Annotated in this window: 16 protein-coding genes and 1 pseudogene; 6 read left to right on the top strand and 11 right to left on the bottom strand. The window is 68.8% G+C overall.

The window, feature by feature from the left end:
* Positions 1-228: 228 nt before the first annotated feature.
* The 4 genes and pseudogenes from HLH48_RS04890 to HLH48_RS04905 all read right to left on the bottom strand — a co-directional run bounded on the left by HLH48_RS04890 (position 229) and on the right by HLH48_RS04905 (position 5,690).
* Positions 229-1,722, bottom strand: a complete 1,494-nt coding sequence (locus HLH48_RS04890; RefSeq protein WP_182996373.1) for a cytochrome P450 — start codon at positions 1,720-1,722, stop codon at positions 229-231.
* A gap of 298 nt (positions 1,723-2,020) precedes the next feature.
* A pseudogene (locus tag HLH48_RS04895) lies at positions 2,021-3,236 on the bottom strand (DUF1501 domain-containing protein).
* 3 nt (positions 3,237-3,239) lie between these two features.
* A complete protein-coding gene (locus tag HLH48_RS04900; RefSeq protein ID WP_182996374.1) occupies positions 3,240-4,547 on the bottom strand; it encodes a DUF1800 domain-containing protein in 1,308 nt (435 codons plus the stop codon).
* A 51-nt stretch (positions 4,548-4,598) separates the two neighbouring features.
* On the bottom strand, positions 4,599-5,690 hold the full coding sequence (locus HLH48_RS04905; protein ID WP_182996375.1) for an FUSC family protein: 1,092 nt from the start codon (positions 5,688-5,690) through the stop codon (positions 4,599-4,601).
* Between the two features lie 90 nt (positions 5,691-5,780).
* Here HLH48_RS04905 and HLH48_RS04910 point away from each other — a divergent pair, with 90 nt between their 5' ends.
* The gene (locus HLH48_RS04910; RefSeq protein WP_182996376.1) at positions 5,781-6,236 is read left to right on the top strand and encodes a MarR family winged helix-turn-helix transcriptional regulator; all 456 of its coding nucleotides are present in this window, start codon (positions 5,781-5,783) and stop codon (positions 6,234-6,236) included.
* 22 nt (positions 6,237-6,258) lie between these two features.
* Here HLH48_RS04910 and HLH48_RS04915 read toward each other — a convergent pair whose 3' ends face one another.
* Positions 6,259-6,432: a hypothetical protein gene (locus HLH48_RS04915; RefSeq protein ID WP_182996377.1), complete on the bottom strand. Its 174-nt coding sequence runs from the start codon at positions 6,430-6,432 to the stop codon at positions 6,259-6,261.
* The gene (locus tag HLH48_RS04920) at positions 6,432-7,577 is read right to left on the bottom strand and encodes a PepSY-associated TM helix domain-containing protein (protein WP_182996378.1); all 1,146 of its coding nucleotides are present in this window, start codon (positions 7,575-7,577) and stop codon (positions 6,432-6,434) included. The genes HLH48_RS04915 and HLH48_RS04920 overlap by 1 nt, the downstream gene beginning before the upstream one ends.
* A 123-nt stretch (positions 7,578-7,700) precedes the next feature.
* Between HLH48_RS04920 and HLH48_RS04925 the strand changes: the two genes are divergently transcribed.
* The 3 genes from HLH48_RS04925 (at position 7,701) to HLH48_RS04935 (ending at position 12,738) form a co-directional block, all read left to right on the top strand.
* On the top strand, positions 7,701-9,875 hold the full coding sequence (locus HLH48_RS04925) for a TonB-dependent siderophore receptor (protein ID WP_182996379.1): 2,175 nt from the start codon (positions 7,701-7,703) through the stop codon (positions 9,873-9,875).
* 114 nt (positions 9,876-9,989) lie between these two features.
* Positions 9,990-11,210 carry an SMP-30/gluconolactonase/LRE family protein gene (locus HLH48_RS04930; RefSeq protein ID WP_182996380.1) on the top strand — a complete coding sequence of 407 codons (1,221 nt, stop codon included), beginning with the start codon at positions 9,990-9,992 and terminating at the stop codon, positions 11,208-11,210.
* A 64-nt stretch (positions 11,211-11,274) separates the two neighbouring features.
* A complete protein-coding gene (locus HLH48_RS04935) occupies positions 11,275-12,738 on the top strand; it encodes a DHA2 family efflux MFS transporter permease subunit (RefSeq protein ID WP_220794997.1) in 1,464 nt (487 codons plus the stop codon).
* 7 nt (positions 12,739-12,745) lie between these two features.
* On the opposite strand, the gene HLH48_RS04940 is transcribed toward HLH48_RS04935, so the two are convergent.
* The 5 genes from HLH48_RS04940 to HLH48_RS04960 form a co-directional block, all read right to left on the bottom strand.
* A complete protein-coding gene (locus HLH48_RS04940) occupies positions 12,746-13,510 on the bottom strand; it encodes a pyridoxine 5'-phosphate synthase (protein WP_182996382.1) in 765 nt (254 codons plus the stop codon).
* Positions 13,507-14,481, bottom strand: coding sequence for a 4-hydroxythreonine-4-phosphate dehydrogenase PdxA (gene pdxA, locus HLH48_RS04945; RefSeq protein WP_182996383.1), 975 nt, complete (start codon positions 14,479-14,481; stop codon positions 13,507-13,509). The genes HLH48_RS04940 and pdxA overlap by 4 nt, the downstream gene beginning before the upstream one ends.
* A gap of 1 nt (position 14,482) precedes the next feature.
* Complete coding sequence (locus HLH48_RS04950) at positions 14,483-15,913, bottom strand: M20/M25/M40 family metallo-hydrolase (RefSeq protein WP_182996384.1); 1,431 nt, start codon at positions 15,911-15,913, stop codon at positions 14,483-14,485.
* Between the two features lie 183 nt (positions 15,914-16,096).
* Positions 16,097-16,585, bottom strand: a complete 489-nt coding sequence (locus tag HLH48_RS04955) for a protein-export chaperone SecB (RefSeq protein WP_182996385.1) — start codon at positions 16,583-16,585, stop codon at positions 16,097-16,099.
* Between the two features lie 79 nt (positions 16,586-16,664).
* Complete coding sequence (locus HLH48_RS04960; protein ID WP_182996386.1) at positions 16,665-16,955, bottom strand: hypothetical protein; 291 nt, start codon at positions 16,953-16,955, stop codon at positions 16,665-16,667.
* Between the two features lie 138 nt (positions 16,956-17,093).
* On the opposite strand from HLH48_RS04960, the gene HLH48_RS04965 reads away from it, so the two are divergent.
* Entirely contained in the window at positions 17,094-17,432 is a 339-nt protein-coding gene (locus HLH48_RS04965; protein WP_182996387.1) for a LapA family protein, read from the top strand.
* On the top strand, positions 17,429-18,136 hold the full coding sequence (pyrF, locus tag HLH48_RS04970) for an orotidine-5'-phosphate decarboxylase (protein WP_182996388.1): 708 nt from the start codon (positions 17,429-17,431) through the stop codon (positions 18,134-18,136). The genes HLH48_RS04965 and pyrF overlap by 4 nt, the downstream gene beginning before the upstream one ends.
* Positions 18,137-18,138: the final 2 nt, after the last annotated feature.

The following is an 18,138-nucleotide window of genomic DNA, read 5'->3' on the forward strand; positions in this document are numbered from 1 at the left end:
CCGTCGTGTCGACGATTTGTCAGAATATTATTTATTTTATTTTCGTAACGTTACGGACAAATAATGTTGTCCGTCAACGATCAAAAACAACCGTCTGTCATAACTTCAGGTTAAGAGGCCGCCTTGAACGCTCCCCTGCCGCGCGGCTGGGCCATGCGCCGTCGATGACGATCGACCGGATGCCGGCAGGCCCGGCGTCGCTGACCCCGATCCTGTCACGCGCACCGGTCAGGCGGAGTAAGGACAGCCGGCGGATTCATGCTCCCGCTCCCGTGCGGGCGGGCACGTCACGGCATCGCCAGCGGGCCTCCGCCGCCGATGGACCAGCATCCCCGGCAGTCCGTCGCGCGGCCGCAGCGTCAGCCGGCATTGCGGCACGACTTTCTGCCCCGGCGGCAGGACGAAGCGGAATCGCTGGGCCAGGATCGCCAGGCACAGAACGGCCTCGGTCAGTCCGAAATGCTGGCCCGGGCACACGCGCGGGCCGCTGGCGAACGGGATGTAGCTGTAGGGCGCGGGCCGGCGCCCGTCCATGAAGCGTTCGGGCCGGAATTCGTGCGGCGCCTCGAACAGGCTTTCGGTACGATGCAGCAGCCACGGCACGATCAGGATCAGCGATCCGGGGCGGACATCGATATCGCCGATTCGGTCCGCCTCGGCGTTCTGCCGGGCCAGGATCGGCACCGGCGGATACAGCCGCAGCGTTTCATCGATCACCGCCTGGCACCAGTGCAGGCGCGGCAGGTCGTCCAGCGTCGGCGCGCGGTCGCCGCACACGGCGGCGATCTCGTCATGGACGGCGCGTTCCACCCACGGCGCGCGGGCCAGCAGGTACCACGCCCAGGTCAGCGTCGCCGCCGTGGTCTCGTGCCCGGCCATGAAGATGGTGGCGGCCTCGTTGCGCAGCGCCACCGCGTTCAGCCCCAGTTCGGGGTTGCGCGCCTGGCGCCGGACCAGCAGCTCCATCATCGAATGATGGCTGCCCCGGCCGGCCAGATGATCCTCGACGATCCGGTCGATCACGGTATGCATGCGCCGCACGGCGCGTCGCAGGGCGGGCGTGCGCACCATCGGCAACCCCTCGTCCAGCCCCAGGAAATATCCGGGATTGGTCGAATCCACCAACGCCTGGTACTGCGTGAAGCTGGCCGACACCTCGGCGGTGTCCGCATCGCCCAGTTCCTGGCCGAACACGCTGCGCGAGATGATCTCCGCCGTCAGCGCCGCCATCTCGGGCAGGATGTCGATGGTGGTACGGTCGGGGATCTGCTTCCAGCGTCGCGCCATTTCCAGGGCGGTCCGCTCGATGATCGGACTGAAGGCCGGCACCCGGTCCTTATGCACGATGTCGGAGACCAGGGCCCGCCGCTGCCGCCAGGTCGGACCGTCGGAAATGAACAGCCCGTCGCCCAGAAGATATTCCAGCGCGCGGCGCATCTGCGGGCTCTTGCGCTCGTAATTGTCGCGCCGCTTCACCAGGATGTCGCGGATCACCTCCGGCGCGTTCACCAGGACGATCTGGCGGCCGAAAAGCCGGACCTGCGACACTTTCTCCCGATAGTCGCCGACCCGCCAGATCGAGAGGAAATCCCGCCGCGCCCGCAGCAGCAGGGGCAGGAATTTCCCCGGTGGCCCGGAATAATACGCCGCATGGGCCGGTTCCAGCACCGTGTCGGACACATGCTCCACGATCTCGACCGGCTGCCGGAAGCGTACGCGCATCAAAAAAGCCTCTGACAACCCTATCCCAGACCGGATATCACGTCACATCAGGGGCCACATGTCAAGAAATACAAAAGAAATCGTTGATTACCATCATATTTCGAAATGGTAATCAGTCCCGTTATCTTAACGTTTCCTCAAACAATTCCCCCTCGAATCTCGCCGACCGCAATCGGATATTCGGCACGCAAGACGATTATCGGCAGAATACCATTGCGCCACATGCATGCGTCTTTCGGGTTCCACGGCCGCACCCGGGCGCGCGCCGCCACGTTCAGGCGGGGTCCGCTCCCGATGTCTAGGCGACGCGGACCAGCCCGCGCATCGTCTCGCCCGTCGTCCCGGGAAAGATCCGCGCCAGCGCGCCATGGGGCACGCCCAGATGGTCGCGCAGCACGCCGGCCGCGACCGCGCGCAGGTCGGTGGTCGGCGCCAGGTCGCGGTTTTCGAACAATTGCTCCTGCCGCAGCCCGGGCCATGTGCCGCCGACCCGCCCCCCGGCCACGCCCCCCCCCCAGCAGGAAGGCGACGGTCGCCGTGCCATGGTCCGTCCCGCCGGTGCCGTTCATGCGCACCGTCCGGCCGAACTCGGTCATCGCCAGCACCACCGTCCGCGTCCAGCCGTCCCCCAGCGCCCCGCGCAACGCCCGCACCCCCCGGTCGAGCTGGCCCAGCGGCCCCTTCAGCCGCCCCACCTGGCCGGCATGGGTGTCCCAGCCGCCGATTTCCAGCGCCGCGACGCGCGGCCCGTCCGGCGCCGCCAGCATCCGCCCGGCAGCGCCGGCCAGGACGGAAAACGGGTCCGGCCTGCCCCCCTGTCCCGGAGCGGACGCGGCACCGTCTCCGGCTTCCCCCGCGACGGCATCGGAGAAGCCGCGCGCCTTCAACCCGTCGCGAAATCCCGGCCCGGTCAGCGGATCGCCCGCGTTCAGCGCGGCGATCTGGTGGTACAGGGCCGCGTCCGGATGCTGGCTGGCGGCGGGCGCGAAGGTGCCGATACGCGCGGAGCCGCGCAGCAGCAGCGGCACCGACAGGCCCATGGCCAGCCCATAGCCGTCCGGCCGGTGGCCCCGCCCCGGCAGGGCGGCGACGGCGCGGTTCAGCCAGCCGCTGTCCAGCCGCTGGTCCGCGCCGCTTTCCAGGTAATCCTGGGCCTCGAAATGCGACCGGCTGCGATAATGCCCGGCCACGGCATGGATCGGCAGCATCTGCCCCGCGCCGTACAGCGCGTGCATTCCCGCCAGCGCCGGATGCAGGCCATAGAAACCGCCCAGATCCAGCAATCCCCCCTCCTGCCCCGGCTGCGGCAGCAAAAGCCCGCGCCGATACCCCGCGATGTCCGGGTCGCCATAGGGCGTGACGGCGGCAAGACCATCGAGCGCCCCGCGCAGGATGATCACGACGAAGCGCGGATCGTCCGGCCCGCCCCCCGATCCGGCGAGGGCCAGCGACGACCGCCCCAGTGTCCAGCTTGCGGCAAGCCCCAGCAGGGCGGAACGGCGACGGATCATCATGGGTCAGCGCCTCTGGAATTCAGGGGATGAAAACAGCAGGGCCAGCGCATCCTGCCGCGACCCCGCCTGGCGCATCGCCAGGATGGTCGGATGGCGCAGGGCCGGCCCCAGCGCGGCATGGGCGATCTCCAGCGGATCGCCCGAGCGGACATGCGCGGCCATCCGCCACGCCCAGTCGGTCCGCGCCAGCAGGTCGGCCGGCGCCGACCAGTCCGCCGCGCGGTCGCTCCATCCGTTCGGTAGCGGCGCCGTCCACAGCGGCTGGCCCAGCGCGGCAAAGGCCCCATGCAGCGTATGCGCGGGAGAACGCGGGTCATCCGGCTGGCTCGGCACGCCCCCCAGCGACAGGGCACGCATCACGGCGGTGGCATAATCCATGGGCGAGCGGAACTTGCCGCCGGGGCGTCCGGCATCGGGCAGATCGACCAACGCCAGCGAGGCCGCCCCCAGATCGCCCCCGCTGGCCTGCAGGACGGCGACGATCCGGGCGACGTCGCGCGGCGCCGGCGTGTCGGAGATAAAATGCCCGACCAGTTGCGTGGCGATATGGCGATAGGTCGCAGGATGCGTGCCCAGGAACCGCAACGCCTGCACGCCCCCGTCCTCGCCCTCGGGGAACACCTGCCCCATCACGGTCTTCGTGCCGGGCTCGTGCGCCCTGTCACGAAAGGCGAAGCCCGGCCTGTCGGCGCGCATGTCGATGCCCCAGCCGGTCAGCACGGCGGCAAACGCCGTCACGTCGGCCTGACTGTAGCCCGCGGCGGGCGACACCGTATGCAGTTCCAGGCACTCGCGGGCCAGGTTCTCGTTCAGGCCCTTGTGGCTTTTCCGGCCGACAGGACTGTCCGGCCCGATGGACGAGCTATTGTCCAGATACATCAGCATGGCCGGATGGCGCATGACGGCCAGCAGCATGTCGACGAAACGCCCGGTCACGTTCGGCCGGATCGCCTCGCGCATATAGGCCCCCACCACGCTGCGCGTGCCGCCCTGTCGCACGCTGACGGTGAAATGGTTGAACCAGAACCACGCCAGCCGTTCGCGAAACGGCTGTTCCGTCAGCAGCAGGGTATCCATTTGGGTCGCGATCTCGGCCTGTAGGATCGGCTTGACCAGCGGGTCGCCCTGCATCTTCTGCTGGCGTTGCGCGCGCAGGGCGATCAGCCCGTCGGCCGTGTCGCCCACGCCGACGAAGCGCGCGGCATCCGGTGCATGCACCTGTCCGGCCAGCCAGTCGCGCGACGCCTCGCGCGGCAGGTCGCCGCCGCGTTCTCCCCACCCGAACCTGTTGATGACACCGGCAAGCTGCATGGCGTTCTCCCGACACGGCAGGCCGGCACCACCCGCCCGCGTGCGATTTCCCTACAGCATCGCGCCTCCATGTGGCGGAATTCCGGACACCGGATCTCGTTTTGTTTCATAAATCCTTATCAATCCGGCCACGATGCCGTTTACCGATACCAGCACGATCGCACCTGCCAGCGTAAAGACCAGGCGATCGATCAGCACGGCCCCATCGACGACCTTTCCCCCGCCGACCAGGATCATGATCAGCGGCGTCGCGACCATGCTGTAGAGCATGTAGTTTCGCGCCCGGGCCATCATGCTCGCAACCCCGAGCCCGGACAGGAACAGGATGAATTCGCCCCGCGACGGCGCATGGAACAGGAACAGGCACGACAGCAGCACGCCCAGCATGGCCCCGAGCGCGCGCTGCGACGCCCGGACCGGCACTCGCTCCAACTGGCGCCTGCACAGCAGCGCGGCGGTCAGGCCCGCCCACAGGCCATGCCGGTCCGGCCAGAGCGCATCCATCGACAGGGTCAGCGCCATCACGATGGCGATCCGGAGCGCGAACTGGCAGCCCGACAGGCGGCGCAGCGACCGCCCCCATCGCCTCACCCGCGCCGCCAGGCCAACGCGCGGCGACGGCGGCGCGGCGGAGGAGGACGTACCCCGCGACAGCACCGGGACCAGGATGGCCGCCGCGACCCCGCCGGCCATCACCAGCCCGACCATGGCGCGCGGATGGTGCGCGTGCCGCGCCATCTCGGTCAGGATCACGGCGAACACGATGAACCGCCCGGTCACGATCGCGGCCATCCGGCCGAAATTCCCGCACAGGGCGGCCAGCGTCATGATCCCCCACAGCGCCATGTCGGCCGCGCCGCCGCCAAGGGGCGCGATGCCGACGCCGGCCAGGCACGCCAGCAGCAGCGACAGCACGATCAGCGCGCTCTCCTCCATCTGCGCCCGGGCCGTGTCGTAGCGCGTGACGTTGCTGGCGAGCATCGCCCCCACGGCGATCGCCGCCCCCGCGCGCGCCTGCCCCGCCATCAGGCCGAGCCCGATGGGCAGCACGATCAGGGCGGCGGGCACCACGGCCGCCAGCCACCCCACTCCGGCCTGCCTCTCCAGGCGCAGCACGTCGGCCATATGGCGCCTCAAACCCACGTGACCGGACTCCTTCCCGTCATAGGCACACGCCAATCCATACGCTATGCGTAGCATATGACCGCGCAAAAGATACGCAGTACGTCCTGAATGACAGAGATACACACACGCGACATCGCCCGGCTGATGAGCGGCATCCTCTGGCTCGGCCGCCGCCTGCGCCGCGAGCGGCGCGACGCGTCCATTCCCCTTACGATGATCGGCATCATGGGCACGCTCTACCGGCTCGGCCCGATGCCGGCCGCGACGCTGGCGGCGCACGAACTCCTGCAACCCCAGTCCCTGACCCGCACCATCGCCGCGCTGGAGCGGCGCCGCTACATCGCACGCCAGCCCAATCCCGCCGACCGGCGGGAAATCATCCTGTCGCTGACCTCGCCCGGATTGCAGGCCCTGTCCGCCGACATGGAAAGGCGACGGGAATGGCTGCTCGACGCCATGGCCCACGCCCTGACGGCGGAAGAACGCGCCAGACTACTGGCGTGCGAGGACATTTTCGCGAAACTCGCCTGGTACAACATGGATGTTCCCGTCCAGCGCGGTTGACGGAAATGCGTCCCGGCAGGCCTCAGCGCGTCGCGCGCAGCAGACACCGGCAGATGACCCCGCACGGGACGCCCAGCCCGACGATACCGCATATGTCGCCGACCGGCCCATCGAGCAGCAGCGCCAGGACAAGCCCCAGGCCGGTCACGAGCGCAAGCACCAGCGGCACGTACCAGACGGCGCGGGAAAAGCGCATCACGCGGCCTCCTCTTCCAACAGGCCATGCGCGCCGGCATCGGGCAGGCGGGCCGGATGGCGGGGCCGCGACAGCAGCAGATACAGGCCCGACCCCAGGACGACCATGGTCGCCAGGTCGAGCACACCCCACAGGCATTTCAGCCCCAATCCACCATAATCGCCGAAATGCAGGGGCCGGCAGATTTCCAGAAAGCGCAGATACCACGGCATCTTTCCAACAAACATGATCCGCCCGCTGGTCGCATCGACCAGAACCGGCGTCATGAAGCGGGACAGAAGCTTGGAGCGCCCCTGCGTCCAGACCACGTAATGGTCCGGACTGCCGTTGCGATGGGACGGAAAGGTGACGAACCGCGTCGTCATGCCCGGCACCGCCTCCTCGGCGGCGCGCATCGCGGCGGAAAGCGGCGTGGCGGGGATGACGGGCGCGTCATGGGCGAACGGCCTGAGAACCGGCGCGACGTCACGGATCTGCCACAGGCCGAACAGGGGCGTGGCCAGCGTGTTCATGAATCCGGTCAGCGCGACGATCAGTACCCAGCAGGCCGTGACGATTCCAAGAAAATTATGCAGGTCGAGCCAGCGCAGGCGCCCCGACCGCCGCCAGCGGATGTCGCCGAAACGCAATCGCCGCATGAAGGGCGCGTAAAGCGCGACGCCCGATACGATCGCGGCGACGAAGACCAGCCCCATCACCCCCAGGAACAGTTCCCCGGGCAAGCCGGCGAACAGCCGCACATGCAATTGCAGGATCGTATCCATCACGGCATCGCCGGCCGGCGCGCCATCGCGGAGCAGGGCGCCGGTCCGGGCATCGAATGCCAGTTCATGCATCCTGTCGAAATCATCGTCGGCATGCGGCGACAGATGCAGCACGACCCGGGCGCTGTCGGCATCGAACACGGCCAGCCGCACCCGCTGTCCGGGCCACGCATGGTACGCCTGGCGCACCGTCTCGTCCACATGGGCCGCCATCGCCCGCGCGGCGACCGGCGCGGCGGGCGGCGGATCGAGAAGATCGTCGATTTCCGCTGAAAAGATCAACGGCAGGCCCGTCAGGCACAGCACAAGCAGGAACAGGGTGCAGACGACGCTGCTCCATTTATGGAGCCATCGCCAGCGTCTCAGGGCCCGGCTGGTCATGCAGGACGTCTCTCCAATCGATGCGACAGGAGAAATTAATATTGCGAATCACTTGCAATGTCAATAAGAGCAGAGCCCGCCATCCATGCGCGACCGTTCCCGGCGCAACGAGAGAAAACCCCCATGCCATCCCGGTTTTTCCCATCCTTCCGTCACCTCGCCCTGGCGGGCGGCATGGCCTGCCTGGCCTCCGCCGCCGGCGCCGCCACCGGACAGCACCCGGACGCCGCATCCCCCCCGAAGCACCGCAAGCCCACCCCCGCCACGCCCGTCGGCGAGGAAATCGACGTGACCGGCCGCCGGCAGACCGTGGCCCGCGTCGCCAGCGCGGGCACGAAGACCGATACCCCCCTGATCGAAACGACGCAGAGCGTCTCGGTCGTCACCCGCGCCTCCATGGACGAGCGGATGGTCCAGACGATCAACGAGACGCTTCGCTACACCCCGGGCGTCAATGCCGACACGTACGGCCAGGATTCCCGTTTCGACTGGTTGCGCATCCGTGGGTTCGACGCGACCACCTACGGCATGTATCTCGACGGAATGCGCTTCACCCCGGGCACCACGGGCCCGGTCCAGGAGCAATATGGCCTGGAACGGGTCGAGGTCCTGAACGGCCCCGCCTCGGTCCTGTACGGCCAGGCGGCACCGGGCGGCCTGGTGAACATGGTCAGCAAGATGCCGTCCGCGACGCCGCGCCACGAAATACAGTTCATGGCGGGGTCCTACGGCCGCTACCAGGGACAGTTCGACCTGACCGGCCCGGTTCCCGGGACGGGCGGCGCCGTGGACGGGCGACTGGTCGCCCTTGTCAGGGATTCCGATACCCAGGTCCGGCTGGTGAAGGATAACCGCATCTATGTCGCGCCATCCTTCACCTGGCACGCGTCGGCGGCGGACGACCTGACCTTTCTTTCCTCGTACCAGCATGATCACACCTCCGGCCTGCAATTCCTCCCGGCGCTTGGGACCGCGCTCCCCAACCCGCACGGCACGATACCGACCGATCTGTTCGCCGGATCGCCCGACCTGAACAAATGGGATCGCAACCAGTATTCCGTCGGGATCCTCTACGAGCACCGTTTCGGAAGAAACTGGAAATTCCAGCAGAATTTCAGGTTCCTGCACGAAGCGCTGAACTGGGGCCAGGTTTACGGCACCGGCCTCTCGGCCGACGACATCCACCTCAATCGCCTGGCCTACGCGCAGATCGCGTCGGGGGCCATCTACACGGCGGACAGCCGGCTCGTCGGCCATATCGACCGCGGCCCGGTCGCGCAGACGCTCCTGCTGGGATTCGATTACCTGCGCAGCGATTTCACCAATCATGCCGGCTACGCGCTCGGAACGCCGCTGGACCTGTTCCACCCGGTCTACACGCCGCAGGCGAAAATCCCGATGTTCCAGGACATCACGCAGACGATGGAGCAGAAAGGGATCTACTGGCAGGACCAGATGAAGCTGTTCCGCCGCGTGATCGTCACACTGGGCGGCCGGTACGACTGGACCGATACCCGGACCCATTCGATCATCCGCTCCAGCGTCACGGATACGGGCCAGAATAACGGCGTGTTCACCTATCGCGGCGGGCTGGGATATCTCTTTCCCTTCGGCCTGATGACCTACGCGTCGTATGCGCGCTCGTTCCAGCCGACATCGGGCACCAATTTCTACGGCCGGCCCTACAAGCCCACATTCGGCAAGCAGGTCGAACTCGGCGCGAAATACCAGCCCGAAGGCTTTCGCAGTTTCATGAGCGCCTCGCTGTTCGACCTGAAGCAGACCAATGTCAGCCAGACCGACCCCACCAATCCGCTGAATACGATCCAGACGGGCGCGATCAGGGTTCGCGGCTTCGAAAGTTCCGCCAATGTCAGCCTGGGCGACGGGCTCGATATCGTGTTCGCCTATACCTATCTCGATCCGGTCATCACGCGCTCCACGACCGGGCAGACGGGCAAGCGCCCGACGCTGATTCCACGCAACACGCTGTCCCTGTGGTCCGACTACCAGGTTCCGCCCCACGCCATCCGCTCCCTCCAAGGGCTCGGCGTCGGCATGGGGCTGCGCTATATCGGGAATATCGAAGCCGATAACAGCGACAGCTTCGCCACCCCAGCCGTCACGCTGTTCGACGCGGCGGTCCACTATGATTTCGGCAAGGGCGAGAGATGGCGGCTGGGCGTGAACATCAACAACCTGTTCGATAAACGCTACGTCGCAAGCTGCACGGGCCTGACGAGCTGCTATTACGGCCAGAGGCGTCAGGTCCTCGGCACGGTCCGGACGGTCTTCTGATGCACGGCGTCCTCCCAACGAAAGCGTGATCGGCCATCACGCCAACGGCACGAGATCGCCGCGCTGTTCCCTGCCAGAGAGGCACAGACCACCATACAGGGCCACAAGACCATCATGACGTCGTCCAGCACCACACCGCCCCATCGCCCCGGCAGCACCAGGCGCCGCCTCCTCACCGCCGGGCTCGGCGCGTCGGTGGCGCTTCTGGGGCGCGGGGCCCGCGCCGACGCGCCCGGCGGAACGGGCACGGTCGCGCCGGCCAGCGTCGTCACCCAGCCGCCGCGCCAATGGGGTCCGGGCGCGCCGCCGGGCTACCTGCCCGACCCGGACGTCATCGCGCTCGATCCCTCCTTCCGCGACCTGACCTATTTCGCCGCCCCCATCCGCCGGGTTTCGACCGGCCATGGCTGGCTCGAAGGGCCGGCCTGGAGCACGGAAGGGCGCTTCCTCGTCCTCAGCGACGTCATCCGCTCCCAGGCCCTGCGCTATATCTGGGAGACGGGCGAGATCACGCGGTTCCGGCCCGACAGCTACGCGGCCAACGGCAATTGCTTCGATTTCGACGGCCGGCTGATCGTGTGCGAGGATTTCCTCCGCCGCGTCGTGCGCTGGGAGCATGACGGCACCGTCACGGTGCTCGCCGACCGCTTCATGGGGCAGGGCCTGAATTCGCCCAACGACGTGGTGCCGCATCCGGACGGCAGCATCTGGTTCTCCGACCCCGGCTATGGCGACAACATCACCGAAGGCCATGCCGACGCGCCGGGCGGCCCCGCCAACCCGAAGGGTCTGATCCGCTGGAACATCGGCAGCGAACTGACCGGGCAGATCGGCGGCACCCGCCGCCAGCCCGACCATCTGTTCCGCGTCGCCCCCGGCGGCGGCATCGAGGCGGTCCTGAGCGAATCCGACCTGCGCGACCCGAACGGCCTGTGTTTCGCGCCGGACTACAAGCGGCTCTATGTCGTCTCCACGCCCAGGGCGCCCGGCCAGGCCGTGGGCGGCGACCAGGCCATCCATGTCTATGACGTGCGGGGCACGGGGCTCGCCAACGGCCGTGTCTTCGCCGACATGCGGCTGGAGGGCCAGCAGCTCAATCCGGACGGCATCAGGGTCGACATCTACGGCAATCTCTGGTGCGGCGCCTCCGGCGCGCTCGGCCTGTGCGGGGTGTTCGTGTTCAATCCGGCGGGCAGGCTGATCGGGCGGCTGCGCCTGCCGCAGGGCTGCTCCAACCTGACGTTCGGCGGCCCGAAGCGCGACCACCTGTTCATGTGCTGCGCCCAGTCGCTCTATGTCCTGCAAGTGGAAACCCAGGGGTTCGCACCGTCCTGAATCCGGCGCGCGCCGGATTCGATCGCGTCTATGCAATCTTCTTCCAGGCGATATGATCGCCCCCATGAGCGCTCCCACTCCGGATGAAGACAGGCTCGACCCGCGCCTGCTGCGGGTCGCCGCGGTGGTCGTCCTGGGCACCTTCATGTCGATCCTCGACACGACGATCATCAACGTGGCGGTCCGGGGCCTGTCGCGGGATTTCCATACCCCGCTGGCCACGACGCAATGGATCGCGACCGGCTACATGCTCGCACTGGCGACCGTCATCCCCCTGACGGGATGGGCGGCCGACCGCTACGGCACCAAGCGGCTGTACATGACGGCGATCCTGCTGTTCCTCGGCGGCTCGGTCCTGTCGGGGGCGGCATGGTCGATGCCCACGCTGATCCTGTTCCGGGTGCTGCAAGGGCTGGGCGGCGGGATGATCATGCCCACCGGGATGACGATCCTCAGCCACGCCGCCGGCCCCCGGCGCATGGCCCGGCTGATGGGCATCATCGGCGTGCCGATGCTGCTGGGGCCGATCTGCGGCCCCGTCCTCGGCGGCTGGCTGGTCGACGACGTGTCGTGGCGCTGGATCTTCTTCGTGAACCTGCCGATCGGCGCCATCGCGCTCTATGCCGCCGGGCGGGTGCTGGACCCGGACCGGCCCGGGCCGCATCACGCCCTGGACTGGCGGGGCCTGCTGCTGCTGTCCCCGGGGCTGGCGATTTTCGTCTTCGGCCTCGCCCGGATCGCGGCGGCCGGCAATTTCGGCACCCGCGCCGGAGACAGCGCGGCCGGCGCCGGGCTGGCGCTGGTCGTCGCCTTCGTCATGCATGCGCTGCGCCATCGGGACCCGCTGATCGACGTCCGGATGTTCGGCCGCCGGACGGTCGGCGCCTCGGCCTTGACGACCTTCCTGTTCGGCACCGCGTTCTTCGGCATGTCTCTCATCCTGCCGCTCTATTTCCAGATCGTCAGGGGCGAGCCCGCGTTCGACGCGGGCCTGCTCCTGGCCGCCCAGGGCATCGGCGCGATGGTCTCCATGCCGCTCGCGGCCCGCATGACCGACAGGATCGGGGCGGGCAGGGTGGTGCTGACCGGCCTCGGCTGCGTGGCCGCCGGCATGCTGGCCCTCAGCCGGATCGCGAGCACGACGCCGTTCTGGGTCATCGAACCGATGCTGTTCATGATCGGCCTGGGGATGGGCGCAACCATGATGCCGTCGATGAGCGCCGCCATGAGCACGGTGCCGCGCCACCAGATCGCCCGCACCACCAGCGGGCTGAACGTCGTGCAGCGCGTCGGCGGCTCGATCGGCACCGCCCTGCTCGCGGTGGTGCTGGGCCACGAGATTTCCCGCGCCGGCGCCTCCGCGCACGGTGGGCTGGCACCCGCGCTCAACCAGGCATTCGATCACACGTTCCTGTGGTCGTTCGCGATCATTCTCCTGGCCGTCTGTCCCGCGCTCTTCCTCCCAAGGAAAAGAACCAGCACCCGATCGGGCGAACCCGAAAGCGCCCCCCTGCCCGCGATCGACTGACGCGCCGTCACCCGTTCGCCCTGGCGTCATCCATGCCCCTGGCCTCATCCATGCACTGGCGCATCCGCGTCACGGTCTCGGCCAGCCCGTCGAAAATCGCCTGCCCGATCAGGAAATGGCCGATATTCAGCTCCACCACCTGCGGCAGCGCCGCGATCGGCCCGACATTGCCATAGGTCAGCCCATGCCCGGCATGAACCTCCAGCCCCGCCTCATCGGCCGACGCGGCCGCCAGCCGCAGCCGCTCATATTCACCGCCCCGCCCTTCGGCATAGGCGCCGGTATGCAACTCCACCACCGCCGCCCCGATGGCCGCCGAGGCCGCGATCTGCGCCGGATCGGGATTGACGAACAGCGAGACCCGAATCCCCGCCTCGCGCAGCGCCCGCACCTTCGGGGCCAGCGCCGCCACCTGCCCGGCGACATCCAGCCCCCCCTCGGTCGTGACCTCGGCCCGCCGCTCCGGCACGATGCAGCAGGCATGCGGGCGCAGGTCCAGCGCAATGGCCACCATCTCGTCCGTCGCGGCCATTTCCATGTTCAGCGGCACCGCGATCCCGGCCCGCAGCCGCGCCAGGTCGGCATCGCGGATATGGCGCCGGTCCTCGCGCAGATGGGCGGTAATCCCGTCGGCCCCCGCCGCCACAGCGGCCATGGCGGCGGCGACCGGGTCCGGATGGCCGCCGCCGCGCGCATTCCGCACGGTGGCGACATGGTCGATATTCACCCCAAGGCGCAGGGGCGGCGCGGAAAAAACGGGGGAAAGGGTCATGCGGCACTCCGGTTGCGGGCCATCTCGCGGGCCAGTTTCAGGGCGGCGATCAGGCTGGACGGATCGGCCACGCCCCGCCCGGCGATATCGAAAGCGGTGCCGTGGTCCGGCGAGGTCCGCACGATCGGCAGGCCCAGCGTCACATTCACGCCACCCGCCATGTCGATCGTCTTCAACGGAATCAGCGCCTGGTCATGATACATGCACAGCGCCGCGTCATACCGGGCACGCGCCGGCGGCGTGAACATCGTATCCGGCGGCCACGGCCCCGTCACCGCGATCCCTTCACCCCTCAGCACCGCGATGGCGGGGGCGATGATCTCTCCCTCCTCCCCCCCCATCACCCCGCCCTCGCCCGCATGCGGATTCAACCCGGCAACGGCCAGCCGGGGGGCGGCAATCCCGAAATCGCGCCGAAGGGCGGCCACGGTCGTGCGTCCGCAGCGCACGATCTCATCCGTCGTCAGGCCGTCCAGCGCCCGGCGCAGCGAAACATGGATCGTCACCGGCACCACGCGCAGTTCCGGGCAGGCCAGCATCATCACTTCCCGCCCCGGCACGCCGCACAACCCGGCCAGATATTCGGTATGCCCGGGATGGGCGAAGCCCGCCCGCTTCAGCACCAGCTTGCTGATCGGGTTGGTCACCACCGCCCCCGCCTGCCCGCCGAGCGCCAGTTCGACCGCCCGCGCGATACTGCCGATCACCGCCGGCGCATTGGTCCCATCCGGCTCCCCGGCCCGCGCGGCGCATGCCAGCCCGACCGGCAGAACCGGCAACGCCTCGGCAAAGACCGCCGCCGCCTGCCCGGCCTCCCCGACCACGCGCACAGGCACGTCGCGATACAGCGCCGGGTCGCCCAGCACCACGAACGCCGGCCCCTCCGCGCGCAGGGCGCGCCACGCGGCCACCGTCAGTTCCGGCCCGATCCCGGCCGGATCGCCCATCGTCAGGGCCAGGATCTCCACCATATCAGGCGACTAACGCCCGGTCGCGCGACAGGGCATCCAGCACCCGCACCCAGGAGCGGATCCCCTTGTGGAACGACACCAGGTCATATTTCTCGTTGGGCGAATGGATACGGTCGTCATCACGCGCGAAGCCGACCAGCAGCGAATCCATGCCCAGCGCCTGCCCGACCTCCGACACCACGGGGATCGAGCCGCCACTGCCGATCGTCACCGCCGGGCGTCCCCATTCCTCGCCCAGGGCCGCGAGCGTGGCGCCCAGTCCCGGCCCGTCCGCCGGCACCACGCTGGCCGACGACCCGCCATGCCCCACGAAGGTCGCGGTGCAATCGGCCGGCAGCATGGCGCGCACATGGGCACGAAACGCCTCGCGAATCCGCGCTGGGTCCTGGCCCGACACCAGGCGGAACGACACCTTGGCCGATGCCAGGGCCGGCAGCACGGTCTTGAATCCGTCGCCGGCATAGCCGCCGCTGATGCCGTTGATCTCGAATGTCGGCCGGCACCAGGTCTGCTCGACGGCGGTATAGCCCCGCTCGCCCGCCGACACCGACAGCCCGACCGGCCCCAGGCATTCGGCATCGGAGGGCCCGATGGCGCGCCACTGGGCGCGCACCTCGGCCGGCGGGTCCTGCACGCCGTCATAGAACGCGGGCAGCAGCACCCGCCCGCTGTCATGGTCGCGCACCGAGGCCAGGATCCAGCTCAGCAGTTCCAGCGGGTTGCGCGCGGCATTGCCGTAGATACCGGAGTGCAGGTCGCGGTTGGCGCACTGGATGGTGATCTCCTCGCCCACCATGCCGCGCAGCGCGGTGGTGATGGCCGGCACCCCGCCATCCAGCATGCCGGTGTCGCAGATCAGGGCGACATCGGCGCGCAACTCCTCGCGATTGGCTTGCAGGAACGGCAGCAGATTGGCCCCGCCGCTTTCCTCCTCGCCCTCGATCACCAACGACACGCGCAGCGGCAGCGACCCATGCTCGGCCTTCAGCGCGCGCAGGGCCTCGACGAAGGTCATCACCTGTCCCTTGTCGTCCGACGCCCCGCGCGCCACGATCCGCGCGCCCGCCTCGTCACGCACCAGGCGCGGATCGAACGGCGCGCTCTCCCACAATTCCAGCGGATCGACCGGCTGCACGTCGTAATGGCCATAGAACAGCACATGCGGCAGCCGCCCGGACGATTCATCCGCCGTCCGGTCATGCGCCACCACCATGGGGTGGCCCGGCGTCTCGCGCAACGAGGCCTCCAGCCCGATCGCCGCCAGCTCGTCACGCAGCCACGCCGCCGCGCGGCGGCAATCGTCCACATGGGCGGGCTGGGCGGAAATGCTGGGTATGCGCAGGAATGCGAACAGCCGCTCCAGGCTGGCGTCCAGCGTGCGGTCCACCTCGTCCAGCACCGGTGCCAGGTCACGTCCGTTCGTCATCGTCATCCATCCTCGATCCGGGACGCGGCAGGCGCCGCGCGTCAGTCGGGAATGTGCGAACAGGACGGCGGAAATGCAATGCACAGGGGCCGGATGGAACAGGATCCTCTTTTATTCTAAGGCTTTAATTCGTTCCGCTCCCGATCCGGCGAAGTCCTGTGGTTCCTCTTTTCATAAATAAAAAGACCATCAGGCCGCCCGCCGGGCCCTCTGGAGCGCCGCGAAATCCACCGCCTGCATCAGCACCGGCGGAAACCCCGCATCCCGGGTCAGGTCGGCCAGCAGATTCCGCGCCCCCGGAAACAGGAGGGCCGGGATATCGATCAGCAGCATCGGCTCCAGCACGTCCGGCGCCGCGACCCCGCCCGCCACGCGCACGCTGACCAGCCCGGCATAGGCCAGGTCGGCCTCGAACAGCGCCTGTCCGCCCGGCGCCCTCCCCTGGCAACGCAGCACCAGCGCGACCTCGAACAGCGCCGACCCATCGGCGACCTGCCGGGCATCGACATCCAGGTCCAGGTTCAGGCGCGGCAGATCCTTCGGCGCGGCGTGAATCCCCGGCGCACCGGGAACCACGAGGCGCACCGACTTGACATACTGGCTGACGATCTCGGCGCGCGGCGCGCCCATGGCCTCCGCCGCCCCGGCGATCGTGGCGGTGGCATCTCCATCATGCATCTTGGTCGGGTACTCCGGATCGTGACATCACGACTGTGCGGCAGGCAAGGTGAACGAGGCGTTTATCCCGCTGTGATTTCTAGACGAACTGCCCGCGCAGAAAGCCCAGCGCCGGCAGCGGCCGCCAGGCGCGCGGCAGGTCGGCCCGGCGGATCGGCTGCACGCTGTAGCGCGGCACCGGCTGGCGGGTCTGGCGCAGGAAGGCCGCATAGGCCCGCACCTGCTGTTCCCGCCAGTCGCGGTCGGCCATCGCGGCCGGGCGGGCGGGATAGATCTCCGCGATACGCAGGGCCCGCCCGACGGTCGCCACGACGGCCCACACCATGTCATCCTTGCGTCCGCCGCGCTGAAACGCGATGATTTCACTCAAGAGCCTGCTCCGCCCCGACCCGGCAACGACATCACGCCCGCGCGGTGGAAATCAAGGCCGATCTGCGGGCATCGGCGCACCGCACGGCCCTGTCCCGCATCCTTGCCGGACACCGCGCGAAACGGTAGGAGGCTGCCCATGCTGCGTCTACTCGTCACCCTGCCCTTCCTGCTGGGGCTGATCGTCTTCAGCGCCTGCAACCAGGACCCGATCCAATTGTGGTTCCTCGACTGGGGCTGGAAATCCTCGGTCGGCGTGCTGACGCTGATCGTCGCCGCCGCCTTCTTCATCCTCGGCGCGATCGCGGTCTGGTTCGCCGAACTGCGCCAGCGCGGCCGCGCCCGCCGGGCGGAACAGCAGGTCCGCGCGCTGGAGGAGCAGGTGGCCGAACTGCGCCGCCAGCAGGCGGAAACCTACAACCCGTCCGTCATGGCCCCCGCCACCCTGCCGGCACCGCACGAGACGCCGCTGCCATGACCACCCGCCGCACGCGCCTGATCGTGGCGCTGGACACGCGGGACGAAGCCCAGGCCGCGCGCTGGCGCGACCAGACCGCCGGCAGCGCCGACGCAATCAAGCTGGGGCTGGAATTCACCTATGCGCGGGGGCTGGACGCGGTGCGCCGCGTGGCGGACAATCGCCCCCTGTTCCTGGACCTGAAGCTGCACGACATCCCCAATACCGTCGGCGCGGCCATCGGCAGCCTGGCCGGGACCCGGCCCGCGATGCTGACGATCCACGCCCATGGCGGCAGCGCCATGATCGCGGCCGCCCGCGCCGCCGTGGACCGCGCCTTTCCGACCGATGCGCGCCCCCTGCTGCTGGCGGTGACGGTGCTGACCAGCATGGATGCCGCCGCACTGCACGAAATCGGCGTCCATGATGACCCGTGCCAACAGGTGCTGCGCCTGGGCGCCCTGGCCATGATGGCCGGCGCCGACGGGCTGATCTGCTCGCCGCACGAGATCACCCCCCTGCGCGACCGGCTCGGCGACACGCCGGTGCTGGTGGTGCCGGGCATCCGCCCCACCGGCACCGCCACCGGCGACCAGAAGCGGGTCATGACCCCGGCCCAGGCCCGGCAGGCCGGCGCCGACTGGATCGTGGTCGGCCGCCCGATCACCACCGCCGCCGACCCCGCCGCCGCCGCCGCCGCTGTGGCGGCGGAACTGGCCGGCTGAAC

It is taken from the genome of Gluconacetobacter sacchari, from assembly GCF_014174255.1.
Lineage (GTDB): Bacteria > Pseudomonadota > Alphaproteobacteria > Acetobacterales > Acetobacteraceae > Gluconacetobacter > Gluconacetobacter sacchari.